27 protein-coding genes and 1 other RNA gene are annotated in these 26,985 nt (G+C 42.1%); 8 read left to right on the forward strand and 20 right to left on the reverse strand.

The window, feature by feature from the left end; all coding sequences use genetic code 11:
- Nucleotides 1-4: 4 nt before the first annotated feature.
- Nucleotides 5-859, reverse strand: coding sequence for a DUF72 domain-containing protein (locus tag ACXACN_RS05415; RefSeq protein WP_474962886.1), 855 nt, complete (start codon nt 857-859; stop codon nt 5-7).
- A gap of 88 nt (nt 860-947) precedes the next feature.
- Complete coding sequence (locus ACXACN_RS05420) at nt 948-2,618, reverse strand: formate--tetrahydrofolate ligase (RefSeq protein ID WP_474962887.1); 1,671 nt, start codon at nt 2,616-2,618, stop codon at nt 948-950.
- Nucleotides 2,619-2,920: 302 nt separating this feature from the next.
- Between ACXACN_RS05420 and ACXACN_RS05425 the strand changes: the two genes are divergently transcribed.
- The 3 genes from ACXACN_RS05425 (at nt 2,921) to ACXACN_RS05435 (ending at nt 4,986) form a co-directional block, all read left to right on the forward strand.
- Nucleotides 2,921-3,121, forward strand: a complete 201-nt coding sequence (locus ACXACN_RS05425; protein ID WP_474962889.1) for a cold-shock protein — start codon at nt 2,921-2,923, stop codon at nt 3,119-3,121.
- A 768-nt stretch (nt 3,122-3,889) separates the two neighbouring features.
- The gene (locus tag ACXACN_RS05430; protein WP_474962891.1) at nt 3,890-4,567 is read left to right on the forward strand and encodes a queuosine precursor transporter; all 678 of its coding nucleotides are present in this window, start codon (nt 3,890-3,892) and stop codon (nt 4,565-4,567) included.
- Nucleotides 4,568-4,581: 14 nt separating this feature from the next.
- Nucleotides 4,582-4,986: a ribonuclease HI family protein gene (locus tag ACXACN_RS05435; protein ID WP_474962892.1), complete on the forward strand. Its 405-nt coding sequence runs from the start codon at nt 4,582-4,584 to the stop codon at nt 4,984-4,986.
- 15 nt (nt 4,987-5,001) lie between these two features.
- Here ACXACN_RS05435 and ACXACN_RS05440 read toward each other — a convergent pair whose 3' ends face one another.
- The 4 genes from ACXACN_RS05440 to ACXACN_RS05455 all read right to left on the reverse strand — a co-directional run bounded on the left by ACXACN_RS05440 (nt 5,002) and on the right by ACXACN_RS05455 (nt 7,296).
- The gene (locus ACXACN_RS05440; protein ID WP_474962893.1) at nt 5,002-5,289 is read right to left on the reverse strand and encodes a DUF6123 family protein; all 288 of its coding nucleotides are present in this window, start codon (nt 5,287-5,289) and stop codon (nt 5,002-5,004) included.
- A 149-nt stretch (nt 5,290-5,438) separates the two neighbouring features.
- Nucleotides 5,439-5,612 (reverse strand): hypothetical protein, encoded by a 174-nt coding sequence (locus ACXACN_RS05445; RefSeq protein WP_474962895.1) that lies wholly within the window; start codon nt 5,610-5,612, stop codon nt 5,439-5,441.
- A gap of 90 nt (nt 5,613-5,702) precedes the next feature.
- On the reverse strand, nt 5,703-6,212 hold the full coding sequence (locus ACXACN_RS05450) for an isoprenylcysteine carboxyl methyltransferase family protein (protein ID WP_474962897.1): 510 nt from the start codon (nt 6,210-6,212) through the stop codon (nt 5,703-5,705).
- 1 nt (nt 6,213) lies between these two features.
- Entirely contained in the window at nt 6,214-7,296 is a 1,083-nt protein-coding gene (locus ACXACN_RS05455) for a type III polyketide synthase (RefSeq protein ID WP_474962898.1), read from the reverse strand.
- A 114-nt stretch (nt 7,297-7,410) separates the two neighbouring features.
- On the opposite strand from ACXACN_RS05455, the gene ACXACN_RS05460 reads away from it, so the two are divergent.
- Entirely contained in the window at nt 7,411-7,878 is a 468-nt protein-coding gene (locus tag ACXACN_RS05460; protein ID WP_474962899.1) for a chemotaxis protein CheX, read from the forward strand.
- 55 nt (nt 7,879-7,933) lie between these two features.
- On the opposite strand, the gene ACXACN_RS05465 is transcribed toward ACXACN_RS05460, so the two are convergent.
- Nucleotides 7,934-8,701: an SDR family NAD(P)-dependent oxidoreductase gene (locus ACXACN_RS05465; protein ID WP_474962901.1), complete on the reverse strand. Its 768-nt coding sequence runs from the start codon at nt 8,699-8,701 to the stop codon at nt 7,934-7,936.
- Between the two features lie 123 nt (nt 8,702-8,824).
- Between ACXACN_RS05465 and ACXACN_RS05470 the strand changes: the two genes are divergently transcribed.
- Nucleotides 8,825-9,379 carry a hypothetical protein gene (locus tag ACXACN_RS05470; RefSeq protein WP_474962902.1) on the forward strand — a complete coding sequence of 185 codons (555 nt, stop codon included), beginning with the start codon at nt 8,825-8,827 and terminating at the stop codon, nt 9,377-9,379.
- Between the two features lie 42 nt (nt 9,380-9,421).
- Here the strand turns inward: ACXACN_RS05470 and ACXACN_RS05475 are convergent, their stop codons facing one another.
- The 7 genes from ACXACN_RS05475 to ACXACN_RS05505 all read right to left on the reverse strand — a co-directional run bounded on the left by ACXACN_RS05475 (nt 9,422) and on the right by ACXACN_RS05505 (nt 15,056).
- Nucleotides 9,422-10,888 (reverse strand): carboxypeptidase M32, encoded by a 1,467-nt coding sequence (locus tag ACXACN_RS05475; protein ID WP_474966804.1) that lies wholly within the window; start codon nt 10,886-10,888, stop codon nt 9,422-9,424.
- Between the two features lie 72 nt (nt 10,889-10,960).
- Nucleotides 10,961-12,130, reverse strand: a complete 1,170-nt coding sequence (locus ACXACN_RS05480) for a THUMP domain-containing class I SAM-dependent RNA methyltransferase (RefSeq protein ID WP_474962904.1) — start codon at nt 12,128-12,130, stop codon at nt 10,961-10,963.
- Between the two features lie 141 nt (nt 12,131-12,271).
- Nucleotides 12,272-12,646, reverse strand: an RNA gene (rnpB, locus tag ACXACN_RS05485) — RNase P RNA component class B.
- Between the two features lie 96 nt (nt 12,647-12,742).
- On the reverse strand, nt 12,743-13,051 hold the full coding sequence (gene gpsB, locus ACXACN_RS05490; RefSeq protein WP_474962905.1) for a cell division regulator GpsB: 309 nt from the start codon (nt 13,049-13,051) through the stop codon (nt 12,743-12,745).
- An 81-nt stretch (nt 13,052-13,132) separates the two neighbouring features.
- The gene (locus ACXACN_RS05495; protein ID WP_474962907.1) at nt 13,133-13,696 is read right to left on the reverse strand and encodes an SLOG family protein; all 564 of its coding nucleotides are present in this window, start codon (nt 13,694-13,696) and stop codon (nt 13,133-13,135) included.
- 84 nt (nt 13,697-13,780) lie between these two features.
- Complete coding sequence (locus tag ACXACN_RS05500; RefSeq protein WP_474962908.1) at nt 13,781-14,395, reverse strand: CotD family spore coat protein; 615 nt, start codon at nt 14,393-14,395, stop codon at nt 13,781-13,783.
- 253 nt (nt 14,396-14,648) lie between these two features.
- Entirely contained in the window at nt 14,649-15,056 is a 408-nt protein-coding gene (locus ACXACN_RS05505) for a cytidine deaminase (protein WP_474962910.1), read from the reverse strand.
- Between the two features lie 172 nt (nt 15,057-15,228).
- Here ACXACN_RS05505 and ACXACN_RS05510 point away from each other — a divergent pair, with 172 nt between their 5' ends.
- On the forward strand, nt 15,229-18,276 hold the full coding sequence (locus ACXACN_RS05510; protein ID WP_474962912.1) for an efflux RND transporter permease subunit: 3,048 nt from the start codon (nt 15,229-15,231) through the stop codon (nt 18,274-18,276).
- 226 nt (nt 18,277-18,502) lie between these two features.
- On the opposite strand, the gene ACXACN_RS05515 is transcribed toward ACXACN_RS05510, so the two are convergent.
- Both ACXACN_RS05515 and ACXACN_RS05520 read right to left on the reverse strand, forming a co-directional pair.
- Complete coding sequence (locus ACXACN_RS05515; protein WP_474962914.1) at nt 18,503-18,874, reverse strand: YppE family protein; 372 nt, start codon at nt 18,872-18,874, stop codon at nt 18,503-18,505.
- Between the two features lie 56 nt (nt 18,875-18,930).
- Nucleotides 18,931-19,197 carry a hypothetical protein gene (locus ACXACN_RS05520; protein WP_474962915.1) on the reverse strand — a complete coding sequence of 89 codons (267 nt, stop codon included), beginning with the start codon at nt 19,195-19,197 and terminating at the stop codon, nt 18,931-18,933.
- 550 nt (nt 19,198-19,747) lie between these two features.
- Here ACXACN_RS05520 and recU point away from each other — a divergent pair.
- Together recU and ACXACN_RS05530 are read left to right on the forward strand one after the other, a co-directional pair.
- On the forward strand, nt 19,748-20,338 hold the full coding sequence (recU, locus tag ACXACN_RS05525; RefSeq protein WP_474962916.1) for a Holliday junction resolvase RecU: 591 nt from the start codon (nt 19,748-19,750) through the stop codon (nt 20,336-20,338).
- A 16-nt stretch (nt 20,339-20,354) separates the two neighbouring features.
- Entirely contained in the window at nt 20,355-22,982 is a 2,628-nt protein-coding gene (locus tag ACXACN_RS05530) for a PBP1A family penicillin-binding protein (RefSeq protein ID WP_474962918.1), read from the forward strand.
- A gap of 39 nt (nt 22,983-23,021) precedes the next feature.
- Here the strand turns inward: ACXACN_RS05530 and nth are convergent, their stop codons facing one another.
- The 4 genes from nth to ACXACN_RS05550 form a co-directional block, all read right to left on the reverse strand.
- Entirely contained in the window at nt 23,022-23,681 is a 660-nt protein-coding gene (gene nth / locus ACXACN_RS05535) for an endonuclease III (protein WP_474962919.1), read from the reverse strand.
- Nucleotides 23,682-23,689: 8 nt separating this feature from the next.
- Nucleotides 23,690-24,385: a DnaD domain protein gene (locus tag ACXACN_RS05540; protein WP_474962920.1), complete on the reverse strand. Its 696-nt coding sequence runs from the start codon at nt 24,383-24,385 to the stop codon at nt 23,690-23,692.
- A gap of 92 nt (nt 24,386-24,477) precedes the next feature.
- Nucleotides 24,478-25,770 (reverse strand): asparagine--tRNA ligase, encoded by a 1,293-nt coding sequence (gene asnS, locus ACXACN_RS05545; protein ID WP_474962922.1) that lies wholly within the window; start codon nt 25,768-25,770, stop codon nt 24,478-24,480.
- A 19-nt stretch (nt 25,771-25,789) separates the two neighbouring features.
- Nucleotides 25,790-26,974 carry a pyridoxal phosphate-dependent aminotransferase gene (locus tag ACXACN_RS05550; protein ID WP_474962924.1) on the reverse strand — a complete coding sequence of 395 codons (1,185 nt, stop codon included), beginning with the start codon at nt 26,972-26,974 and terminating at the stop codon, nt 25,790-25,792.
- Between the last annotated feature and the right edge of the window lie 11 nt (nt 26,975-26,985).

Genomic DNA, 26,985 nt, shown 5'->3' on the forward strand with positions numbered 1-26,985 from the left:
CCTCCTAGAAATTGAAAAGGTCCATTTGACGTGGATTAAGGTCCTCATACTTGATATCAAGAATCTCCTGCATTTGTTTAGCATTATCTGCTGCATCCCCGCCTGAATTGTTGTTAAACAGAAGAGTGACCTCGGGTGTCGTTTGCTCAAGTTTTAACACCTGCTTTTTCCACTCCTCTAATTCTTCCTCATTGTATCTATACAAAAAGCGGACGCTGCGCCAGTCTTTTCGACCATTTTTGTTCCATCCATGAATGTTCCGGCCATGAAAACGGACCAAAGTCTTTTCAGGATGGGTAGGTACAAGAACACGTGGGACAGAGCCTTCTCCTGCTTGAGGCTCATCGCAAATGCTATGAATCCATTGCTGATCTTTCATGAAAGACAGGGTTTGTTCATAATAGGAAGGCTCGAACCATGTACGGTTTCTAAACTCTAGGGCAAGCGGATAATCTTCCATCCACTCTCGGATATAACGAAGTTTTCTTATGTGTTCTTTTCGCACATCAAACCATGGTGGAAATTGAAATAAAAGAGCGTTCACTTGTCCTTTTTCCCATACAGGCTGAATGGATTCTTCGTATCGCATCATCAAATCCTTCGCTTCCTGCACCGTCCTGGATTCTCTGTCATGACCTGTCAACTGTTGGAAGGCTTTTATAACAAAGCGAAAGGAATCCGGCGTTTCTCTCAACCATTTTTCATAACGGGAAACGGGTTGGATGGCATAAAAGGCTGTATCCACTTCAACGACAGGAAAGTGTGAAGCGTATGCGGATAATTTCTCTTCAGCTCTCGTCCGATCCGAATACAGTGACGGATGATCGCCCCACCCTGTCAAACCAATGCGTATGGTCACCTTAAGACCCCCTTTCCTTCATTTAATACTCTTTCCTTTTCCAATTCCAAACTTGCTCCACTTAAGCAGAACAAAATGGATACTTGTATCAGAATAAACCATGGATGACACCCTTGTCATCTACATCCATCCGTAAAGCAGCTGGCTGTTTCGGCAAACCAGGCATGGTCATGACATCCCCTGTTAGCGCGACAAGGAAACCAGCTCCAACAGAAGGATAGATTTCTCTGACGTTTACTCTGAAGTTTTCCGGACGACCAAGCTTTTTTGGATCATCAGAAAGGGAATATTGGGTTTTAGCCATACAAATAGGCAGATCTCCAAAACCAAGTTCTTTCAGTTGAAGGATTTGTTTTTCAGCTTTTGATGAAAAATCAACACCTTCCGCTCCATACACGTTCGTCACAATTTTGTTAATCTTTTCTTCTATCGAGTCTTCCAACTGGTACATAGGTTTCATTGGAGCGGTTTTCTTTTCACTAATCCTCATGACTTTTTCAGCCAGGTCCAATCCACCTTGACCACCCTCGGCAAATACGTTTGTAAGAGAAACTTCTACCCCTTGATCTTCACACCAACGAGTAAGAAACTCAATTTCCTGATCTGTATCTGAAGGGAATTGGTTGATCGCTACTACAAAAGGAAGTCCAAAATGCTGGATGGTTTCCATATGCTTCTTCAGATTTCCTATCCCTTTTCTTAGTGCGTCTACATCTTCATTATCCAGTAAACCTTTCTCCACTCCGCCATGCATTTTCAAAGCTCTAATTGTTGCAACAATGACGACGGCATCAGGTTCAAGGTCACCTGCTCTCGTTTTAATATCCAAAAACTTCTCAGCTCCAAGGTCAGCTCCGAAACCCGCTTCTGTTACTACATAATCTCCAAGTTTTGCAGCTAAGTTTGTGGCCATTACACTGTTACACCCATGAGCAATATTTGCAAAAGGACCCCCATGAATGACCGCCGGTGTATTTTCAATGGTCTGGACGAGGTTTGGTTTGATTGCATCTTTCAACAGAAGTGTCAAAGCCCCTTCCACTCCTAATTGTTTAACTTGAACAGGCTTTTTGTCATACGTGTAACCAATGACAATTTCAGCTAGTCTCTTCTTCATATCAACCAGGTCTTTCGCCAAGCAAAGAATGGCCATGATTTCAGATGCAACCGTAATGTTAAACCCATCTTCTCTTGGCACACCTTTGACAGGGCCACCAAGACCGACAATCACTTCCCTTAAAGCTCTATCATTTAAATCCATCACGCGTTTCCATGATATTCTCCGCGGATCAATGTTGAGCTCATTCCCTTGATGAATATGATTGTCAATAAAAGCGGAAAGCGCGTTGTTTGCTGACGTTATAGCATGGATATCCCCTGTAAAATGCAGATTGATATCTTGCATCGGAACGACTTGAGAGTATCCACCTCCCGCTGCTCCACCTTTAATGCCCATCGTGGGACCGAGGGAAGGCTCTCTTAGTGCAATCACGGCCCGTTGATTCAACTTGTTCAATGCTTGTCCCAACCCAACTGTGACAGTGGATTTCCCCTCTCCTGCAGGTGTCGGGTTGATCGATGTCGTCAAAATGATCTTCCCTCTTTTTCGATTAGAGAGTTTTTTTAACAGGTGATCCGACAATTTCGCCTTATAATGCCCGTAAGGTTCCCAGTCCTCCTCGGATAATTCCAACTGTTCCGCTATCTGATGGATCGGTTTCATTTTTGCTTCCAATGCAATTTCTATATCGGATTTCATAAAAGACCTTTCCTTTCCGTATGTATCTTTCATCATTGTACCTGACTCTAGTTACGAGTTATAGTATTCCACCCCGGGAAGCGATTACAAGTTGTTGAAATTTCTTAGAGTCAGGTTGTTGACGCTCCTTTTTTCATACGATATATTTGAGGTAAGCAAATAACAGGATCGGAAAGATAAATGACAGGTAACTCCTCATAGAAGTGCTTCGGAATTTATTGTTCCGTCCTTCTATGAGGTTTTTTTCGGTCTGATATTTGTAATTTCCACGTTTTACGTGCAAGATTTAGGAGGAACAAGTCATGCAAAATGGTACAGTAAAATGGTTTAATGCAGAAAAAGGTTACGGCTTCATTCAAGTTGAAGGTGGAAACGACGTATTCGTACACTTCTCTGCAATCCAAGAAGAAGGATTCAAATCTCTAGAAGAAGGTCAAGCTGTTACTTTCGAAATCGTAGAAGGCGACCGTGGCCCACAAGCTGCGAACGTTGAGAAAGAATAAATGTATCATCAAAAAGCAATCTCCCCGGAGATTGCTTTTTCTTTTCCTCTAACGACTAACAAGCCTCAAAACTCTCCCAATCGATATTCAAGATTAGCTCCCTTTTGTGGAAGACTCAGTTTCGAGATGTTCCCGGGGTTCGTTGCCTGGTTGAGCGTCAGGGGTGGTTGGGAAGCAACTCGCTTTCCTGTGGGGGAGTGGCGAGCTTCCTCGGGCTACCGCCCTGCGGGATCTCGCCGACCTCCTTTCTCCCACGGGAGTCTCGCAGCTTCCCAACCACCCCATTCAATCATGTATGAAACGAACCCCTATACCAAGAAGGAGCTACCTTCCACCATCACTAACCAAAGTAAGAAAGCGCTTTATAACAAGAGGTTATGAGCAATATCCATACGATGGAGATATGTTTTATAGCTTCCAATACGTACTATAAGCGCCTAATTCAGAAAGTGGTTTCGAGACACTAATATGGCAAAGGGGCGGAGGGGAATGGCGAGACTCCTGCGGGAAAAAAGTGCAGGGTGAGACCCCACAGGACGCAGTCCGAGGAGGCTCACCGCGCTCCCGCGGAAAGCGAGTCATTCCCCGGAGCCCCTACCCACTCAACAAAAGTCTCGAAATCGAGTCTTCAAGAATCCTGCCATAATATTGAATAAGGGAAATCGTTCTTGTCAAATGACTCGTACCATCGTATAATGGATCGCTGTTGGTTCTATTTACCCGCGGTTCGGGAACTCCCGCGATACCAAAACTAAGGAGGAAAATACGATGAGTAACGAAATCCTTTGGATCTTATTTGCACTTATCAATTTTGGATTATTACTAGCCATTTACCGGATGTTCGGAAAACCGGGCTTGTTTGTTTGGATCGGCATGTCTACCGTCCTTGCTAATATCCAGGTAGTTAAAACCGTAGAGATGTTTGGCTTGAATGCGACTCTTGGGAATATTGTATATGGAACCGCCTTTCTAGCTACAGACATTCTCAACGAAAAATATGGAAAAAAAGATGCCAGAAAAGCTGTGTGGATGGGGTTTTCCACGTTAATCATTATGACCATCATCATGCAGTTTGCCATTCTTTTTAATCCTGGAGAAAACGACATCGCTCAACCAGCCTTGCAATCGTTATTCGGTCTTGTTCCGAGAATTGCACTTGGAAGCATGCTTGCCTATATAGTCAGCCAATACTTTGATGTGTGGTTATACGCCAAATTGAAAAAGCTGTTCCCTTCTGATGGCAAGCTTTGGATCAGAAACAACGGAAGTACGATGATCAGCCAATTGTTAGACACAAGCATTTTTTGTTTCATCGCTTTCTTCGGCTTGTATCCTTTCGAGATTTGGCTGGAGATCTTCATCACCACATATATCATTAAATTCATTGTGGCAGCTTTGGATACTCCATTCTTTTATATGGCCAAAAAAATGTCGCATCCTGAATGAGGAGGTCATGAGTCATGTTAGAAGTCTATACAGACGCTGCTTGCAGTGGAGACCCAGGACCAAGTGCTGCTGGGGTGGTTATTAAACGAAACCAAAAGACTGAAGAATATCAAGTTTATTTAGGAACATGGACAAACCATGAAGCAGAGTTCCTGGCCATCGTCCATGCTTTGCAGATTTGTAAGGAAAACTATTCAGGTGAAATCATTTCGATCAGGTCTGATTCAAAAATTGCCGTAGATACCATGGACAGGCGGTACACGAAAAATGAGAAGTTCCTTCCCATGTTTGAAAAGATCATGAGCCTTGAAGACAATTTTTCCTATGTTTTTTATAAATGGATTCCTGATAAACAAAACAAAAATGCAGACCGGCTTGCAAGAGCATGTCTGCAAAAGCAACAAAACCCAGATCAATAATGATCTGGGTTTTGTTTATTTAGATGTTGTCCTTGCAAGGGAAAGTTGTTCTTCAATGGATTCATAGGCCTTTCTTTTGCTAGTAATGGACGGATGTGAGATATGTTCTAGTATACTAATGAAAAAACTCGGATCAAAAGACTGTTGAATTTTCAACGTCATGTTAACAGCTACAATGGTTTTCCACTCCGGACCGTTCGAGGAGTTATTTCCAAAATATATGAATTGTACATCTTCATCACTTAATTTGAAGCCCTTACTCCAAAGATCTTCTAAGAAATAAGCTAATGTGTCTCTATCCATAATGCTCTCCTAACCTTATTCGACTTAGGTATGTATGTTCGACATTTTTCTTTATCATAACAAAAAAATAGCGGCCACTGGCAAACCCATCTGAGATTTTCAAGATATTTTACGTTTCTTTTCAAAATCACAAAAAATGCCAGGTGGATTCACCTGGCTGATAGGGTCCGTTCATATTTCTTTTTGTGGTTAAAATGAGAACGTTGGTTTTTCATTTTGAAAACACTCATGACTGTTTGAGCAGGAGCACTTCCTAACCTGGCTAAGAGGAAAATCATCAAGCTACTGTAAACGGCGACCGTAAACAATACGAATAACACCATGTTGTTCTCACCCTTCTAATTGAAAATGAATTTCATTTCTAATTAGAATTTTATCAGACAATCAAAAAATCAGCAACGTTTTCTGCACATTCATATCCGTTCTTGCAACGCCTTTTCCTCCGCTGGAATTCTTACTGTTAGAACAAGCAAGTGGAGAAAAGGGAAAATCAGTGCCGTTAAGTAGGCATGAAACAGTACAGGGATGACCATCAGTTCAAGAAAGACGATCACATAATTTGGATGTTTCACAAATCGGTAGATCCCCTTGCGAATAGGTTCTTCATCCGGCAATACAAGGATTCTAGTATTCCAGCGTTTTCCTAACGTTCGTATGCAGGCCATTCTAAGAATTTGTAACACGAAAAATCCTGCGAGCGCCACATAGAAAAATGGTTGTTGAACATATGGAGTCCAAACGAATTCTGCAATAATACATACAAAAAATAAGCTGTGCAAAAGAATGAATAGGAAATAGTGACCTTGCCCCCACTCTTTTGCGCCTCTTTCTACCATCCACTTTCGATTTCGATTCGCTAAAGCTAGTTCGCCCAGCCGCTGAAAGATTAAAAAAGCCAAAATCATCCATAAAAATAGTTCCATCTTATTCCCACTCCAAACTGACGATTTCTGAGCTAAAGCCAGGTCCGAGAGAAGTCATGATCGATCTCGTTCCATTTTCATGCTCAGTTTTTAAAACTTCATGCAATACGAAATGGACCGTTGGGGATGACATATTCCCATGAGCTGACAACACTTTTTTTGGAATGTCCAGAACCCCATCTTCCAGATCAAAAACTTCTTGATAAGCTTCCAATACTTTTCTACCACCAGGGTGAGCAACAAGGAAAGGTAGTTCTTTGATGTCCCATCCGTTGGCACGTATCACTTCTTCGGCATGCCCACTCCAGAAATCTTTCACTAACCTTGGAATGCTTTTATTGAAAATGACTTCAAAGCCTGTATCAACCACCCTCCATCCCATGACATCTGTACTGTGGCGTTTTGTTTTGGCACTTGCATTCATTATTTTGGGAATCGGACGCTGCTTCTTACTCATTAATGGAGATTGATCACCGACAACCAATACAGCAGAAGCTCCATCACCAAATAAAGCTGTTCCCACGAAATTACTTACACTTGCATCTTCTACTTGAAAGGTTAAACTGCAAAGCTCTGCACAGATGACCAGCACATTTTTATCGGGATGGCCTAAAAGCCATTCATAAGCTTTAGCAACCCCGCTCGTGCCACCTGCACACCCAAGTCCAAACAAAGGTGTGCGTTTCGTGTCCTCCCGGAATCCAAGCTCATTCATAAGGTAAGCATCAAGGGTTGGGGTACAGATGCCTGTGGACGAAACAAAGATAAGGTGATCAATGTCTTCCGGTGATATCTCACCATCCCCTGGTAGATTACTTAAACAGGATTTGATGGCATGTGTACTATAGGCTAATGCCTTGGTATGGTATAAATCATTTCTTTCTGCTAATCCATGATCCTCTTTGAACCACTCCAGTGGGGCAGCGAATTGTCGTGTTTGGATGTTGGCATGCTCAAAAATAGGCATCAGCCTTTTTTTCTCGTGGTCTTTCAGAGGGAACAATTCATAAACAAGCTCTTGAACATCGGATTGATTGCAGGAATAGTCGGCACATTGAATTCCTGAAGATAGTATGTATGGCATATTCATCCTCCTTTTCTTTACTATGTACCAAAAAGGAAGAAATTATGACGTTCCACGAGGAGTTTTATGGTATGATAGACCTAAGTCAAATGGATCTATTTTGGAGGAATCTGAATGTCTTTAAATCATTCCATTACCGCCGTTCTCAATGGAAGTATTCATACCGTTCACAAGATTATGCCTTTCGAATTGACGACTGATCAGCCCGCTCTTTTCAATCATACCTACTACAGTGGTGACCTGGGAGTATTGATCGGGATGACTGGTGACCTTACAGGGAATCTATTGATTATGGGGGATGAAGCAAGTTTCAGCTTCGTTTGTGAGAAAATGTACGGAATTCCTTTAGAAGGTGAACTGCTTTCCTCTTTTACAGGAGAGCTTGGAAATATGATAGCAGGTAATCTTGCCACCCATGTTTCCGATCACGATTTAACCATCGATATCACGTCTCCGACAGTTATTGCCGGCAAAAATAAGGTGCAAGATTCCATGAAAGGATTTCATATTCCATTGAGCATCGAACAGAACCATCGCCTTTCACTTATCTTAATGATTGAAGAAAAACTGTTGATTACATAGAATAGCGCCATCCTATGATGGCGCTTAAACTAAGGATTGTCACCTTGAGGTTGGTTTAAAATCCATAAATGGTCATGCCTCCGTCAACGAATAACGTCTGACCGGTCATGTAATTCCCCGCATCTGAAGCTAAGAAAACAGCAGCTCCACTTAATTCTTCTAATTTACCGATCCTTTTCAGTGGTGTGCGTTCAAGGATTTCCTGGACATACGTCTCATCCTGAAGTAGTTGTTCCGTGAGAGCTGTTGGAAAGTACCACGGGCCGATTGCATTGACATTAATATTATATTTCCCCCACTCAAGGGCTAGGTTTTTTGTCATTTGAATCAGCGCACTTTTAGTCATGGCGTAAACAACTCCTGTACGCAGTGCTGTATGACCTCCCACGGAAGAGATATTGATGATCTTTCCCTCCTTGGAAGATTTCATCACTTGGCCAGCATATTGGGAAAGGAAAAATGCACTACGCATATTCGTCGAAATGATTTGATCCCATTCTTCCTCTGTTACACTTTCTGCTTCACTCCTAATGTTCATCCCCGCATTATTGACCCATATATCTAGCTTTCTCCCCTCACGAATCCGCTCAACGTCTTCGATGATATCCTTATAATCGTTAATATCCTTACAAATGATCGAAGCGTGCTGCCCCAGATCCTCCACTTCTTTCTTTGTATGTTCCAGCTCTGTCATGTTTCTAGCGATGACAATCACATCAGCACCAGATTCTGCAAAAGCAAGGGTGATGGCTTTTCCAATTCCTTTCGTTCCTCCTGTAATTACGGCCAGTTTCTTTTCTAACGTAAAGTCTGGTAAATACATTGCTCTGTCCCCCATCCATATCATTGAATTTTCAGTATAGTATAACATTTTTGCAATTTCTTTACATAAGACACTGCCTGACATAGAATGAAAGTCGTAAATAGAGAAAAGGGGGTTGTCTGTATGAAAAAATGGTTAGTAGCTTTAGGTCTTTCCGCTGCACTTGTTCTAGCAGGGTGTAACGGTGATCCTGAAGAAGGCTCAGACGCAGACACAGAAAACCAAACAGAAGACACAACAGAAAACCAAGAGAACGATGAACAAAAGGTGAAGAAAGAATTGCTCAGTGCTCAAATGGCTTTGACGAACACGTTCAAACCATATCAGCAGAAAATTTCTGCTTACAAATCTGCTGTTTCAGCGGAAGAACCGGATGCAGAAACGATTCAATCTGCAGCTGAAGAAGCTAAAAAAGCTGCAAGCGAAGCGGCTAGTATGGTGGATGGTTATACCATTGAAGCCGAGTTACCTGATGATGTCATGACAAAATTTGAAGAAACTCTGCCTTCTCTTCAAGCTTATTATGAAGGGGTAGAAAAAGCGTTGAATGAAAACATGGAAAATGCTGACTTTACGACAGCTGAAGAAAAATTCACAGAATTCAACGATCAATACAATGAAATCCTTAAAGAAGCGGGTTTCCCAGCAACTCCAAACTTAATGGAGGAAATGTCCTAAAAAACATGAAAGCCCGGCTGAATAAAGCCGGGCTTTTTTTGTTTAAAATTGATAGATTTTTTTATATTTAGCGGTTAAATAATCGATGAGATCATCAGGGTTCAGACCTTCTCCTGTAATATCATTTAAAATCTGCAAAGGTTTTTTCATTTTTCCATACTGATGGACATTCTCCGTCAGCCATTCCTTAATTTTTTGGAAGTCTCCTTCTTCAATGAAACGATCTACATCAATCTCATCTCTCATCTTGGCATTCAGCTGGGCTGCATACATATACCCCAATGCATAGGAAGGAAAGTAGCCGAAATCCCCACCTGACCAATGAATATCCTGAAGGACCCCTTCAGCATCGTTTTCAGGAGTGACACCAAGGTATTCTTCCATCTTTTGATTCCACAGTTCAGGAAGGTCCTTCACTTCAATTTCACCAGCGATCAATGCCTTTTCCAATTCGTAACGAACCATAATATGCAAACAATACGTCAATTCGTCCGCTTCAATTCGAATCAATGAACGTTTCACTTCATTGACAGCTGGATAAAATTCCTCGAGAGGGACGTGTTGGAAATGCTCTGGAGCATAAGTTTTGAACAACTCAAAATGATTTCTCCAAAAACCTTCACTTCTGGCAATGAAATTCTCCCAGAATAAAGATTGAGATTCATGTATTCCCATACTCGTTCCGTCAGCTAAGGGGGTGAAAGCAAGCTTTGGATCGATGTTCTGTTCATAGAGGGCATGTCCTCCCTCATGAATCGTTCCAAAGACAGCTGTGCGGAAATCTTTCTCATCATACTTCGTTGTTACTCGTACGTCATTGGTGTTCAGTCCGATGGCAAAAGGGTGGACGGTTTCATCTAAACGGCCGGCATCAAAATCATAACCCATGCGTTCTAAGATGACTTCACTGAACTCAGCCTGACGATCTTTCGGAAAATGACCTTGCAGGACCGAAGGATCAGGTTGATTCGGGGCTTCTTTGATTTGTTTTAAAAGGTCTGTTAGAGCTTTCCTCACTTTAGGGAATACTTCATCAAGGACCTCCACAGTAACCCCAGGCTCATAATTATTTAAAAGAGCGTCATAACGATGCTTTTCATAACCCCAGTAATCGGCAAATTTTCGGTTGTATTCCACCAATTCTTCCAGGTAGGGGCGGAAACTTTCAAAATCATTGTTGCTCTTCGCTTCTCCCCACATGGATTCCGCTTTCGTTTGCAGCGTCACATAAGCTCTATATTCGTCCGTAGGTATTTTAGCTGTTTTATTGTAGGTTTCCTCCGCTTCTTCCACCGCTCGTTTCAGCATAGGATCCTTGGCCTTATCCTTCAGTTCATCCAGATAACGGCGCATTTCTTCTGATGTCTGGATTTCATGGACTTTCTGAGACAAAACACCGATCACTTCAGAACGGCCATCCATTCCTTTACGAGGAGCTTTTGTCCGCATATCCCATGCCATCAGACCGATCGCTTCCCCGTAAGATGATTGTTCTTTCAGCAAGTCCATAAACTTCTGTTCTGTAGTTTTACTCAAAACTATCTCTCCCCTTCATCTAAGTGAATCGCTTGATCAAACGGATCAAAAACCGAACCCTTTACCATTGGATGGCTTTGATTTTGGTTTTCTACCGAAATACTGATAATAATCCGTTTTGATAAAGCCATTGAAGAGCTTCCGTTTTTTAGTGGAAGGCTTTCCGTAAAGTTTCTCAAAGCCTTCATGAGAAGTAAGAATGTACACACTCCAGGATTGATGGTCACGCATAATCGTCCCGAGGTTACGATACATCTCTTCCACTTCTTCCCGTTCACCCATACGCTCTCCATAAGGAGGATTAGACACAAGGTACCCATTTTCCTGCTTTGGTTTGAAATCGCTCATCTGCATTTGTTTCCAAGTGATCAGTTCTCCCAGTCCTGCTTCCATCGCGTTCTTCTTCGCGATATCAATCAATTCAGGATCAATGTCAGATCCGAAAATTTGAAGCGGCTGATCATAATTCGCAGCATCTTCCGCTTCTTGAAACGCATCATCCCAAGCCTTTTGTGGAATGAAACCCCAATTCTCAGAAGCGAATTCCCTATTAAAACCAGGTGCAATATTCTGGCCGATTAAGGCCGCTTCGATCGCAATCGTTCCGGAACCACAAAAAGGATCAACAAACGGTTGATCAGGTGTCCAGTTCGTCATTTGTACGAGTGCTGCGGCTAATGTTTCTTTTAATGGGGCTTCCCCTTGACCTACACGATACCCTCGTTTATGCAGTCCGCTACCAGAAGTATCTATCGTCAGTAACGCTTCGTCCTTATGAATGGCTACTTCCACTCTGTAAAAGGCTCCTGTTTCTTTCAACCATGAATCAATGCCATGCTTCACTTTCAAACGTTCAACGATCGCTTTTTTAACAATCGACTGACAATCCGGAACACTGTAAAGCTTAGATTTTACCGACTTACCGATGACAGGGAATTCCCCGTCTTCCTCGATAAAGGTTTCCCAAGGCAATGCTTTCGTGTTTTCGAAAAGTTCATCAAAAGATGTAGCTTTGAATTTCCCTACCAGCAATTTGACTCGATCAGCCGTTCGCAGCCAAAGATTGGCTCTTGGTATCGCTGAAACGTCCGCTTCAAATACAACTCTTCCATTTTCAACCTGAATGTTTTCATACCCTAAAGCTTTCACTTCTTTTCCCACTATGGCTTCCAGTCCCATAGCTGCCGTTGCAATTAATGTAACTTTTTTCGACATGATGAACCTCCTTCATATGTATCATGAGCAAACTAAAACGATTTTCTTCACTACAAAACGTATTGAAAAAGAAAAAACCCTTCTAAAAAGCATAAGGCTTTCCAGAAGGGTGTCATCTGTATCATTAGCGACCTTTGAATACTCTGTAAGCCATGTTCTGTGCCATTGTACTGCAAGCGGTGGTCAACCTCGTACTCCGGTGGCAATCATCTATCTGCCGTCAAACGGCCTCTTCTCTGGTTCATTTCCCATTAAAGAGTGCCCCTACCTATATTTGGGTTGCTCGCTCGTGGGGTTTACCTCGTTCCACCCGAAGTATTTCTACTCCGGCTCCGTCACTGTGGCACTTTCAAGGTAGTCATTCCATATCAAAGACTTAGGAACTTTCCCTGCCGTAAGTTCTAATGAACTCCCTTGACTTATGGTTTCGTCAAGCACGAACACTACAAGCATCGCAGCTTGTGCGAGCATGGACTTTCCTCTGTATAGAAACCTATACAGCGATTACCTGAGTATTCAAATGAGCATTATTAATTGTCTTTACGTCTCTTTCGACGTGCTAAACCATTATAACAGACACAAACTCGCTTGTCATTGGTAAAAAATGAAAAACTAATCGGCGTATTTGTTGCCAAAAACAGCCTTCTCTAAGTTTGAAACACGCTTCAAGATGTCATAATTCACTTGATGATTGTTTGTTGATGGTTGTCTTTGTCTCTGTGATGATTCCCGTGTTGACATTTTTTTCAACCGATCATTTTCCTGCTGCAAACGTTCAATTTCTTGTTGAAAACGGTCATAATCCTGAATGATCAAATCCAAATACTCATCCACTTCTTCTTGGTTATACCCTCTCATAGACGTTTTAAAGTCTTTCTCAAGTATATCCTTACCGCTTAAATGATACTCTTCTAAGTTCATTTTTTTCACCTCTGTTTCACACATTATATCCATTTTTTCAAAAGGTCACCAAAATGTCAATTTCCAACCAAAGAAGAATTTTTACTGACTCCAGAAATCCGGATCGGCCATCCGCAGCTCTTCGACTGTCTCATCAAGGTCTAATGGAGTGATATAAACAATTTCATATTTCCCTTGTTCTTGAGCCTTCTTTGCTCCTTTTAAGAAATATTGAGGACTTCCTTCTGTATCTTCATCGAATAAAACGAGACACCCTTCTGAATGGTCGATTAGAAATTGATCTCTCGCTCTGAATTGATAAGGTCCTTCATACCCTTTATTATAAATGGGTTGATAGAAATCGGCCATCATTGTTATTTCCTCATAAACAAGCTTCAAATCTTCAGGCCAGCGCTCTTCCTGATTTTCAAAAGGCGGAAGAACCCCTAATTTCACTTCATACTCTTCTTTGAGATCAAGTACGACTTCACCCGTCCATAACTCGACTCCCATCTGCCCTGAAATGAGCACCCATTGCAAACCTTCATCTATGTAGCTAAGTAATCTTTTTTTTATGGTTTCTTTTACGAATTCGACTTTGGGGTCATTTTGCTTAAAAATACCCATCTCCATCGGTTTATAACCAGTAACAACAAGGGTTTTCATTGTTCTCCCTCCTTACTCTACATTCATTCTATTATGATTCCTTAAAAAATGAAAATAAGCCACAGTAACGTGGCTTATCTATCTTTAGCTATTAGGTCCTGTACCCATCATTGGCATTTGGCCCTGGCCCATCATTGGCATCTGACCGTTACCCATCATCGGCATTTGGCCCCCTTGGCCCATCATAGGCATTTGACCGTTACCCGACATCGGCATTTGGCCCCCTTGGCCCATCATTGGCATTTGACCGTTACCCGACATCGGCATTTGGCCCTCTTGGCCCATCATAGGCATTTGACCTTGACCCATCATCGGCATTTGGCCCCCTTGACCCATCATGCCTTCCATATCATCCATATCGTCTTCGTTCATTGGCATTTGACCTTGACCCATGTCTTGAGGGTTCATATATTCCATCCAATTATAGTCTGGTGAAGACCCTTGAGGAAAAGCGAAGTCTTGAGTTCGGAAGTTGTTTTGCTCAGAAACCATGTATGGGAAATAGTGGTTGTTGTTCAGTGTGTGATTGTTTCGTACGAGAATGTGAGTAGGGTGAATGTAGTCTTGATTTTCACAAAAGTAGTTATCTACTACACAATTTTGGACAGGACAGACGATCGGCCTACGGTTTCCGGCTGGAGACGACATCGGGGACATAGGTCCACAGCCGCAAGAGTCCTGCATAGAATGTTGATGCATCGTGCTTTCACTCCTTGTTCTGTTATTCCTTATCAGCGTATGTCACAAAGAGCATGAACGTACTAGGCGATATCATCATATCCCATACTTTCTTATAAACAGATACCCATCGATTTCCTTACACCATGCGAAATCGTCTCTATCATATGTCTTTTTCACACCCTATGATTTACTTGACATGAAAAAGATGGTTTCATTTGAGCGATAGAAATAATTCAAATAAAAAAAGGATGAGAATCTCATCCTTTATTACCTACTTATCTTCTTCTGTTAAATCAGCTGAGGAAAACGAAAATGGAAGTATCTCTTCCATTGTAAATGTTTTTGTATCTCCATGCAGATTTGTTGTATGGATTTGAACATTAGACTGGAAAAACTCGCTCATCACTTGACGACAAGACCCACACGGTGGAACTGGTCTTTTCGTGTCAGCGACAACCGCTAGTTCCTTAAATTTGTTATGGCCATCGGAAACGGCCTTAAAAATAGCTACTCGTTCAGCACAACAAGTAACTGGATAGGCGGCATTCTCAATATTGCACCCTGTATAAAGGGTACCATCCTCTGTGACTAGAGCGGCGCCTACGGGGAATTTTGAATATGGTACATAGGCTTTTTCCCTCATCTTTTTAGCTTCATTGATTAGTTGTTTGGATTCCATCTATATCCCTCCCTACTCATGGGAAAGTAATTATATATGAATATAAGTAAAATGTAAAGCGGTTTCACGTGTGCTTTCCCTCAACACATCGAAAGAGCATTTAATTGACACATGTGTCGGAAAAAAGTTTATACTGAAAGAGCATTAAAATCATATGGGTAGGAGGAACAAAATGAAGTCAATTTTAAATTACAACAAAATCATTTGGATTTTTATTTTGTTATTAATTTTCACAGGGATTTTCACCTATTTGCAATTGCCCAAAAGGGAGATTCCTGAAATCAACGTAAATGTCTCATCCATTTCCACTGTTTATCCAGGAGCTACTCCTCAAGAAGTGGAGCGGACGATCGTCAATCCTCTTGAAGAAAAGCTTTTGAACACCGCAGGAATTGAAGAAGTCACTTCTGCTTCCACTACAGGTTTTGGTACAGTGACAGCCACACTTTCGGGCAATGTAGATACGGATACAACAAACGCCAAGATCCGGCAAGCTGTATCAGATGTATCCAGGTCTTTTCCTGAAGAAGTTCAAGCCCCTGATGTGAATACGGACACGATGATGTCAGCTGTTGCTTCCTATCACCTCTACAGTGATAAACGAACAGAACTGTATAACTTACGGGAAGAATTGAAAGAGTGGAAGGCAGAGTTGACCAGAACTCCTGGTGTCGATTCCATTCTAATTAAAGGTTTACCTGATCAAAAAGTAGCTGTCAGTTTAGATAATGACCAATTGAATGAGCTGCAAATTTCTCCTTCTTCTGTGATTCGTTCATTGAGTGAAGAATTAGGCCCCTCCCCCATTGGAACGGAACAGAGAGATGGCAGCATCCATCAATTAATTTTTGAAAAATATGGAGATATTGAAGAGTTGGAGAGCTTATATGTCGGAAATAACTCAGCAGGAGAACCTGTCACTCTCGCAGAGATAGGTTCCATCGCCCTCACGAACCAAGACGTTGAGGACCTTATAACTTATAAAGACCAGCCTGCTTTATCCGTCACCATACTTACGGAAGAAGGAGTAAACATCAGTGCCCTGCAAGAAGAATTGACTGATAAGATTACGGTTTTGTCTGAACAATTACCTGCAGAAATTCAAGTCGACCGATTTTACACACAAAGTACAGTCATTGATGAAGTCTTTACGAACCTGATCACATCCTTTGCCATATCGTTTCTTGCTGTCATCATCATTATGGTTTTGGGTCTTCCTTTGTCATCAGCGATTCTTGTTGCTTTATCCATTCCTATATCCATCCTCATCGGTTTAATCCCCCTCCCATATGTCGGGGTCGATTTAAACCAAATCTCAGTCATTGGAATGATTATAGCCATCGGAATCCTGGTGGACGACGCGATTGTCGTGAATGACAACATTCAAAGAAGGTTCCAACTCGGTGATGGTCCTTTGGAGGGTACCATTCGGGGTGTGAAGGAAGTCGGAAAATCCATCATAACTTCAACACTTATGATCATTTTCAGCTTCTTACCTTTAACGTTTTTATCAGGAACGAATGGAGATTTTATCAGAGCTTTACCATCTGTCTTAATCTTCACAGTCCTTGCTTCCACCATCATTGCCCTGACTTTCATCCCTACGGTTCAATATGCTAGGAAAAAGCAGAAGAAAAAATCTGCAAAAGCAAAATCTGGACTCCTGGGTGGTTGGTTTGACCGATTGGAACAGGTGTATGCGGATCGGATTCTTCCCAAGACTACGAAGAAACCTTTGGTCACTTCCCTTATAGGTCTTGTTGTTTGTGCCCTTTTAGCCACACTGGCCATCCGGATTCCGTTCGAATTTTTCCCTGCCGCTGATCGTCCGGAGGTAACGATTTCTGTAGAGAATCCTCAAGGCACAACGATTGAGGACACCGAACAAAGATTACAGGAATTAGCGGACTTTCTGGAAAATTCGGATGACAACATTACAGAAACAGCGGTTTATTCAGGTAGTGGACTACCAAGTTTATTCAGTTCAGGATTACAACGGTCAGGTGAGAACACAGGCCAAGTCCTTGTTCGAGTAGACAGAGATCAGACGAGCGCCAGTGAGTTTATACAAGAGTGGGAAGAGCCGTTGAGAGAAGAATTTCCAGAGAGTGAAATTTTCCTTGAAACCATTGTTTCAGGTCCACCGCCTTCCCCACCCGTCCAATTACAAATACAAGGACCTGAAATTGAAACATTGATTTCAGAGGCACAGGAAGCCAAAAATCGGTTAAGTGAAATAGAAGGTTCAGAAATAACAACGCTCAATGCCAAGTCACAACCTTTTACTGAATACACCGCAGATCGTGAACGGCTTGCAGAAAATAACATTCCGATCAATCAAGTCACCTCTCAACTACAACTAGCGAATATCGGGGCACCCTTAGGTACGTTCGACAACGGGGTAGAACGATTGCCAATCGAGGTGAAACTCGACGACGGTGTTGAGAATGGAGTAGCTCTTTCTGAACTAAGCGTTGTGAGTCAACCAACCAGTCCAAACGCTCAGCCGCCAGAAACCCTTACCCTTAACGAAGTCATCACGACAAATTCAACCGAACGAATTGGGGTCATTCCACACTTGGATGGCGATCGAACCATCACAGTGGAAGCCTACCCTGAAGAAGGAATGGAAAGTACATTCTCCAAACAAGCGTCAGAAGTTGTGGATGACATAAAAAATGACCTTCCTGAAGGGTATTCGCTTGTTGAAAGTGGAGAATCGGATGCACGTTCCGAATTTTTTGTAGAAGTAACGAAACTTTTCGTCATCGTTTTGTTCTTGATCTATTTGACCATTGCTATACAATTTAATTCCTTGCTCATGCCTTTACTGATTACAGGAACCGTATTTCTAGCTGTGACAGGTGCCATTGTTGGACTGTTCGTATCAGGAGAACCGCTCAGTTTCTTAGCTGTATTAGGCATCGTCTCGCTTTCAGGGATCGTTGTAAGGAATTCCGTAATCCTCGTAGAATTTATTGAGCAAAACCGTGAACGTTACCATAGTACGGTTGAAGCCGTCATTGAAGCAGGCCGGGCTAGAATACGTCCGATCGTCCTGACTTCCTTAACATCGATTGCAGCCTTGGCTCCAATCATTTATACAGGGGATGTGTTGTTCAAGCCTTTGGCCGTTTCCATCGTCTCAGGACTCGCTTTTTCAACCGTACTCACCCTTTTACTTGTTCCATCGTTTTATTTGATCCTGTCTAAAAAATAAACGTTTTTAAAATGATCAGTCGTTATTTGAGAATATGGCAGGTTTCTTGAATACTCGATTCCGAGATGTTTTTTAAGTGGATGAGGCTGCGGGGAATGACTCTTTTCTCGCAGGAGTCTCCTCATTCCCCGCAGCCCTTATACACCACAATTCTCACGAAAATAAGTCAAAAAGGAAGCTTATGTTAAGAAATATTCGTGTTTATATGAAATGAAAAAAGCTCCCGTTATAGGGAGCTTTTTTCATTTTGTTTTATATCGTTAAGGACCATATCCAAAACATAATGAACGGACTGGTACAATTCTTTGAACCTCTTCAGCTGTACATCCAAATAATAACTATGAAGGATAATCATTTCTATATTTTCATGCGTTGATTTCACTTGATTTGGGTGTACGTTTGTCTTTCGGTCTTTCACAAAAGCTTCAGCTTCCTGAAGCCAATCATTCGTCAATCGGAACATTGGAGCCGTTTCTTCTTTCACTTGATTAAAAAAATCATAATTCTTTTTATCTACAGGACCTTCCGTATTCAAAAAGCGTTGATGGCGATCATCAATTAGACGCTTCAATTCATTCGTATTGGCTTTTAAATTCATTTCATCCCACACCTTTCCTCCTTCATTTTACCATGAGGGAACAAAGGGCATCAAAATCAACCTACGGAACGACGTCTGGCCTGCTCGGCAACCTTCCCCATATATTCAAACCGACGTTCCCTTTTTATCTTCCTTAATTCATCGCGGAGTCCGAAAACTTCATTTTTCAATTCATCCATTTCTTTACGGTGGGAGACAGTCATATTAAACACGATTTCATCTGTTTTGATGGACAACCTGCGCTCAAGTAAAGAAAATTTCTCCTGTAAGTGTGAGAGCTGCTCCTCAAATTCATGCGGTGTGATGACACTATTTTTCTTCATACACTACTCCCCCTTTTATTGGTCTTTTACAAATTCTCTATTGCATGCATAACTCCTTTACGGATGACAAGACTAGAACTAAAGCAACAAAACAAGTCAAATCAGACTTTAATCTTCGACATAGAAGGAGAAAATCATATGGCTAAGAAAAAAGAAAAGAAAAATAAGAAACCGACACCGGCGAAAACGGACAATCCAAAATTAGCTGGTGAAAACCGTCCTGCTACGTAAGGGAGAGAAGCTGTTGCTATTTTTTATAGCAGCAGCTTTTTTTATAAAACCTTCCCTCTTCTTTTGCGATGTAAAGGAAAACGTTCCAATGAGTATAACGGGACAAAAATCTCCCTTTTTTCTCGAAAGAATATGATTAGGGTTTTGAAGGGATTATGGAAGGGAAGATACTCACGGTGCTTCTCTCGAATGTGTCAATCTTGTGAACAGGTGAAACTTTCCTTTTTTTCATACGTCTATATAAAATGAGTCGCATGTATATATTCTTGGACTTAAAAATTTGGTATGATACTCTCATGGCTATAGGGAGGGATTGGTTGTGAATTATCCCAATGGGAGGCGTGGTTCGAAGACAAACTTAGCTCCCAAAGGAAAAACAAAACCAGATTTCAGTAATCGAGGAATGTCACTGGAAGAAGACATTAATGTAACGAACGAATATTATTTGCAAGCAGGAATTGCAGTCGTCCATAAAAAACCGACACCTGTTCAAATTGTACAAGTGGATTACCCGAAACGCAGTGCAGCTGTTATTAAAGAAGCGTATTTCAAACAAGCGTCCACGACAGACTTCAATGGTGTTTATCGTGGAAAGCACATCGATTTTGAAGCGAAAGAAACCAAAAACAAAACGTCCTTTCCTTTAAATAATGTCCACCAACACCAGATTGATCACATGAGGGCTGTTCAAGCACACGGTGGAATAAGCTTTATGATTATAAAGTTTACCCCTTTAGATGAGACGTTCCTCCTTCCATCCCCTTCGATCTTTTCTTTCTGGGAAAATCAGTGGAATGGTGGAAGGAAATCGATTCCTTACTCTTATGTTGCAAAAGAAGGAATCAAAATCCCTTTTCATTATCAGGCAAGGGTTCACTATGCCACTGCCATCGATAAGCTTTATTTCTGAAACGGAGGAAATGTAAATGGCCAACGATAGCCAGTCACGAACAGCTAGAAGAAAACAAATGAAATCATCAAAAAAAGGAAAAAGCACGTCCAAATTCAAAAAGATTTTTATGACCCTCTTAACCATCGGCGTCGTATTGATGTTAGGGGTCGGCGCTCTATTTGCCTATTATGTTGCGACAGCTCCAAGCTTAGATGAATCGAAATTATCCGATCCCTTTTCTTCCAAAGTATACGACAAGAATGGAGATTTGTTTGCAGATTTAGCCGGAGACGAACGCCGGACGAAAATCACGTACAACGACATCCCTCCCGTACTTGAAGACGCTGTCTTAGCTACAGAAGATGTACGGTTTTATGATCATATTGGAATTGATTTTCGAAGAATCGGAGGCGCGATCCTTGCCAATATTACGGGCGGGTTCGGTGCTGAAGGTGCTAGTACAATTACACAACAAGTCGTCAAAGAATCATTTTTGACGAAAGATAAAACCATAAAGCGTAAAGTACAAGAGCAGTATCTGGCAATTAAATTAGATCAAGAGTATTCCAAAGAAAAGATTTTAGAAATGTACCTGAATAAGATTTACTATGGTGCTGGGGCTTATGGGGTTGCGGAAGCTGCAGAAACCTATTTCGGAAAGAAAGACCTCAGTGAGCTTACTTTGCCTGAGTCCGCTCTCTTGGCAGGTCTACCTCAAAGGCCGAGTGGCTACATGCCATTTGAAAACCCTGATTTAGCGAAGGATCGCATGAGTACGGTCCTAAGTTTGATGGTGCAACACGGAAAAATCACAGAAGCTGAAGCTGAAGAAGCGCGACAAGTGCAGATCGAAGACATGTTGATTGAAAGACAACCCGAAAAGGAAGCACCTTTTCAAGCATTCGTTGATGAAGTGGAACGAGAAATCAAAGAGAAAATGGATGGCTCAGATATTTATAAAGACGGGTTGAAAATTTACACTACCCTAGACCCTAAAGCTCAGGAACAAGTGCAGCAGCTCTTGAGCAATGAAGGTCCTACGCCTTGGCCTGATGAGAAATTAATGGCCGGAGTTACTGTCACAGATACACAAACAGGTGCCATTCGAGCGATTGGTGGAGGTCGAAACTACCAAAAAGGTCAATTTAATACGGCGACTCAAATCAACCGCCAGCCAGGATCGACGTTCAAACCAATCACAGCCTATGGTCCGGCAATTCAATATAATAAGATGTCCACCTATCATCAAATTAATGATGAAAAAACTGAATTTGACGTCAATGACGGATGGACACCTAATAACTTTGATAATAAATTCAGAGGATGGGTATCAGCTAGATACGCTTTAAGCCGTTCATTAAATATTCCTACAATAAAATTAATGGAAGAAGTAGGGATCGATAAAGCTGAAGAATTTGCAAAAGGACTCGGCTTCAAAGTACCTGACAAAGGTTTTATGCTCTCAGATGCCATTGGAGGTGGAGTTGGAACCAATCCTAAAGAAATGGCTGCCGCGTACGCTGCTTTCGGGAATGAAGGCGTATATAATGAACCACATACCGTAACAAAAGTTGAAGTGCCTGGAGAAGGAACGATTGATCTTACTCCAGAGCCTAAGTCTGCCATGAACAGCTACACAGCCTTTATGATCTCTAACATGCTGCAAACAACCATGAGTGAAGGTACAGGGACGGCTGCCAATGTACCTGGTGTACCTGATGCAGGTAAAACCGGAACGACGAACCGTGGAGATTATGCATCAGACTCTTGGTTTAATGGATACACAACCAACTATTCCATTTCCATTTGGGCAGGTTACGATGAAGAAGACCCAATGTCTCAGGCGGCGAAAAATATACCAAAACAGATTTACAAGCCTCTAATGAGTCAATTATCGCAAGGAATAGAAACAGCTGACTTTACTAAACCGGATTCCGTTGCCTGGGTTGATGTGGAAAAAGGGTCAAGACCCGCACGTTTACCTAGTGAATATACACCTTCGGCCCGAATAGTGACAGAACTGTTTCATGTAGATAATCAACCTTCTAAAGTATCACAAACGTATCAGAAACTGGACCCTGTTCAATCGTTGGCTGGAAACTTCAACGAAGAAACATCCAGTATAGATCTCTCCTGGTCTTACGGAAATACAGATGGAATCAGCTTCCGAATTGCCGCCTCCATCGACGGTGGTGAGATGAGAGAACTGACGACTACCAAAGAAACAAGTGTCGAGATTACCAATGTCGATCCAGGAGCCTCCTATGAATTTGCTGTCGTAGCCATTAGCGATGACGATAATACTGCAAATAGTGAACCTGCGACCGTTACGGTTCAAGCTCCAGGTTCTCTTGAGGAAGAACCTTCTGAAGAATCAGAAGAAGAAAATCAGGAAGACGAAGAAGAAAACACGGAGGACGAAGATTCTTCCGAAGAAAACAACGATGGAGATGAACAAGGAAATACTGATGGAAACGGTAACGGCAATGGTAACAGCAATGGAAATGGTCAAGGAAACGATCAGGGCAATGGAAACAATGAAGACAGTGAAAATGAAGGCCAAAATCAAGGTGATGATTCTGGTTCAGGTGGGAACAGCGGTTCTGATGAAGAACAACCTCCAGCTGAAGATGAACAGGATGATCAAGAAGATGCGGCCTAAACAAAAATACCCTCTCTATTTAAATAGAGAGGGTATTTTTTATGATGTTTTCTCTTTCTTTTTCATTCTTTTTTGTCCTTCTCTACACAAATATAATAACGGACATTCTTCGCAATTGGGGCGCTGGGCTTTACAGTGATAGCGGCCGAAGAAAATCATCCGGTGGTGGGTAACACTCCATTCCTCCTCCGGTATTTTCCTCATTAACGTCTTTTCGACTTCCAATACGGAATCTTTCCATCGACAAAAGGCCAGACGTTTAGAAACGCGCTCCACGTGTGTATCCACGGCTATGGCTGGTTCATCAAAGGCAACAGAAGCCACCACGTTTGCCGTTTTCCTCCCTACTCCAGCTAAGCTTTCAAGCTCTTTTTTTGTCGGGGGAACTTCCCCATTAAATTTCTCAACAAGTGTTTGAGAAAGCTTTTTAATGTTTTTTGCTTTGTTCCTATATAGACCGATACGTTTAATATCGTTTTGAAGCTCTTCCAAAGGAACAGCCATATAATCCTCGGGCTTCTTGTATTTCTCAAAAAGTTGAGGCGTCACTTTGTTTACGAGTGCATCTGTTGCTTGTGCAGATAAAACGACAGCAACGAGGAGCTCAAAAGGGTTGCTGTGCGTCAATTCACACTCCGCCTCAGGAAACATTTCTTCGAATGCATCTAAGCATTGACGGATCTGTTGTTTGTTTAACATCGTTTCTTTTAAGAATCCTCCTCTAACCAGTTATAGTAAAGAGAGATATCCCGCTTTTTATTTTCCTGTTTTTGTGTCTTCATGGAGTGCTGTCCTTGGCGGAACTGTTTTCCTTGTTCACGGGCCTGTTCCACCGTTTGTACTCCCTTCCGCTTCCACTCCCTCAGAATGCGGTCGATGTACTTGAAATTCAATTTACTCATTAAAACAGCTTCGCGTAGTGCAGCCTTGATCAATGCAGGAGACTGCTCTTCCTCATCAATCCATATGTTGATGGTTTCTATTTCAAAGGGAGACAAGGGCCTGCCGAATTCCTGTTCAAACAACGGGAAAATGTTCTCATCATAGGAACGATCATTCGTTTGTGGCTTCGGTACAGCTGCAAACAATTTCTCCCATAAAGGCTCCAAAGAGTAATACTCGTTCAGGACGCGATCTTCATTTTGATTTTGTTCAATGGTCATCATTCTTTTTTGTATGAGGCTTCTAAGGACTCGTGAGCATTCCTGAGCTGAAATGGATAAATGAGCTGCCAATTGTTCAGGTGTAGGAAAGCCATTGCCTTCTGTGCGGAAACGATGAATCTGTAAAAGAACGACCAATTCGGTTTCATTTAACTTCAAGTGATGAAAATTCTCGAGAAGTTTCGTTGGAACGACCATTTGGTTATCCATGATGTTTTGAAAGCTTTGGTATTTAGCCAAATCAATCCCTCCATTCTTAATCTTCAAGGAATGAAAAACACCGATACGCCAAGGGCGAAAAATCGGTGTTCGTTCATCCGCATGATTAGTGATCACGGGTAAAGTCTGTTTAGTAGACGAGGGAATGGAATCGTTTCACGGACGTGCTCAACTCCGGAGATCCAAGCAACCGTACGTTCGAGCCCTAACCCGAATCCAGAGTGCGGAACGCTGCCGTATTCACGTAGTTGTAAATACCACTTGTATGCATCCCCTGTGAGGTCATGCTCCTCATATCTCTGCTGCATCAATTCCAAATCATCGATTCGTTGAGAACCACCGATGATTTCACCGTATCCTTCAGGAGCAATCAAGTCAGCACAAAGTACCACTTCTGGACGCTCAGGATCTGGCTTCATATAGAACGCTTTGATTTCAGCAGGATAGTTGGTGATGAAAACAGGCTTATCATAGCTTTCAGCAATCGCTGTTTCATGCGGAGCTCCAAAATCTTCTCCCCATTCAATATCATCAAAGCCTTTATCTTTCAAGAGTTGGATAGCATCGTCATAACTAATGCGCGGGAATGGCGCTTGGATGTTTTCCAGTTTCTTCGTATCACGACCGAGCGCGTCAAGTTCAATCTTACAGTTCTTAAGAACGGATTGTACGACATGAGAAACGTACTGTTCCTGTACTTGAAGGCTGTCTTCGTGGTCCATGAAAGCCATCTCAGGCTCAATCATCCAGAATTCAATCAAGTGGCGGCGGGTTTTTGATTTCTCAGCACGGAAGGTCGGTCCGAAACTAAAGACACGTCCGAAAGCCATCGCAGCTGCTTCCATGTACAGTTGTCCACTTTGAGACAAGTAGGCATCTTCATCAAAATATTTAGTATGGAAGAGTTCTGTCGTTCCTTCTGCTGATGATCCCGTTAGTATAGGAGGATCAATTTTGACGTAACCATTATCATTGAAGAACTCATACGTGGATCGAATGATTTCATTCCTTACTTTCATCACGGCGTGTTGACGCTTCGAGCGCAACCACAAATGGCGGTGATCCATCAGGAACTCTGGACCATGCTCCTTTGGTGTAATTGGATAGTCGACCGCTTCATGAATGATTTCGAAGTCTTTCACTTGCATTTCGTAGCCGAGCGGAGAACGAGTATCTTCAACAATGACTCCCGTCACAAAAAGGGAAGATTCCTGTGTTAAAGCTTTAGCCTCTTGGAACTTATCTTCTCCGATTTCAGCTTTAACGACGATTCCTTGCATAAAGCCCGTTCCATCGCGTAGTTGCAAAAAGGCAATTTTACCGCTGGAGCGCTTGTTACTCAGCCATGCTCCTAACGTCACTTCTTCGCCTACATATTTTGATACTTCAGAAATAGTTGTTTTCACACTAAAAACCTCCAAAAGCTTATGATTGATGTTTGTTTACAAAACGTTCGATTCGATCAGCTGCTTCTTCGAGCTGATCGAGAGATGTTGCATAAGATAGGCGCACATTATCCGGGCTTCCAAAACCTGAACCTGGGACGAGAGCCACTTTTTCTTCATCTAATAGAGCTTTCACCCATGCATCCACGTCTTCAAATCCACCCTGTTCAGCGGCTTCTTTGACATTTGGGAAAAGGTAAAAAGCACCGGATGGTTTGGCACACTTCACACCAGGAATTTGAACCAGACGTTCATGAAGGACATCCAGTCTCTCTTTGAAAGCCTCTTTCATTTCGTCTACTTCTTCTTCAGAAGCCGTATAAGCTGCAAGTGCCGCGTACTGGGCAATGGTTGTCGGGTTTGATGTCGAATGAGAAGCCATATTGGACATCGCTTTGATCACGGCTTTATTTCCTGCCGCAAAACCGATTCTCCACCCTGTCATGGAATGGGATTTGGAAACCCCATTGATCAGGATCGTTTGATCGTAAAGTTCTTTGGAAAGCTGAGCTATAGAGACATGTTCCTCTTCTGTGTAGATCAATTTTTCATAAATTTCATCAGACACAATAAGGATATCATGCTCAAGACATACTTCTCCCAGCGCCTCTAATTCTGCTTCTGAATACATCATTCCTGTCGGGTTACTTGGTGAATTAATAATCACCGCTTTCGTTTTAGGAGTGATGGCTTCTTTCAGTTGCTCTGGTGTGAGCTTGAAGTCATTGGATTCTTCTGCAGATACGATCACAGGTGTACCTTCTGCAAGTTTAATCTGCTCAGGATAACTAACCCAGTATGGAGCTGGGACAATGACTTCGTCCCCCTCATTTAAAAGGACCTGGAACAAAGTGAACAAGGCATGCTTAGCACCTGTAGTCACGATGATTTGTTCATTTGTGTATGTTAAACCTTGATCTCGATTCAGTTTTGCTGAAATGCTGTTTTTAAGCTCAGGAACTCCGCCAGCAGGTGTGTATTTCGTCATCCCTTCATCCATTGCCCGTTTTGCAGCTTCCAAAATATAAGATGGTGTATTGAAGTCTGGCTCACCAGCTCCCAATCCAATCACATCATGGCCCTCAGCCTTCAATGCTTTCGCCTTAGCTGTGATTGCCAATGTTGTCGATGGTGTTAAAGCTTGCACACGTTGTGCTAATTCCATAAACGTTCACT

The sequence above is a fragment of the Halobacillus sp. AWM4_238 genome, from assembly GCF_056158265.1.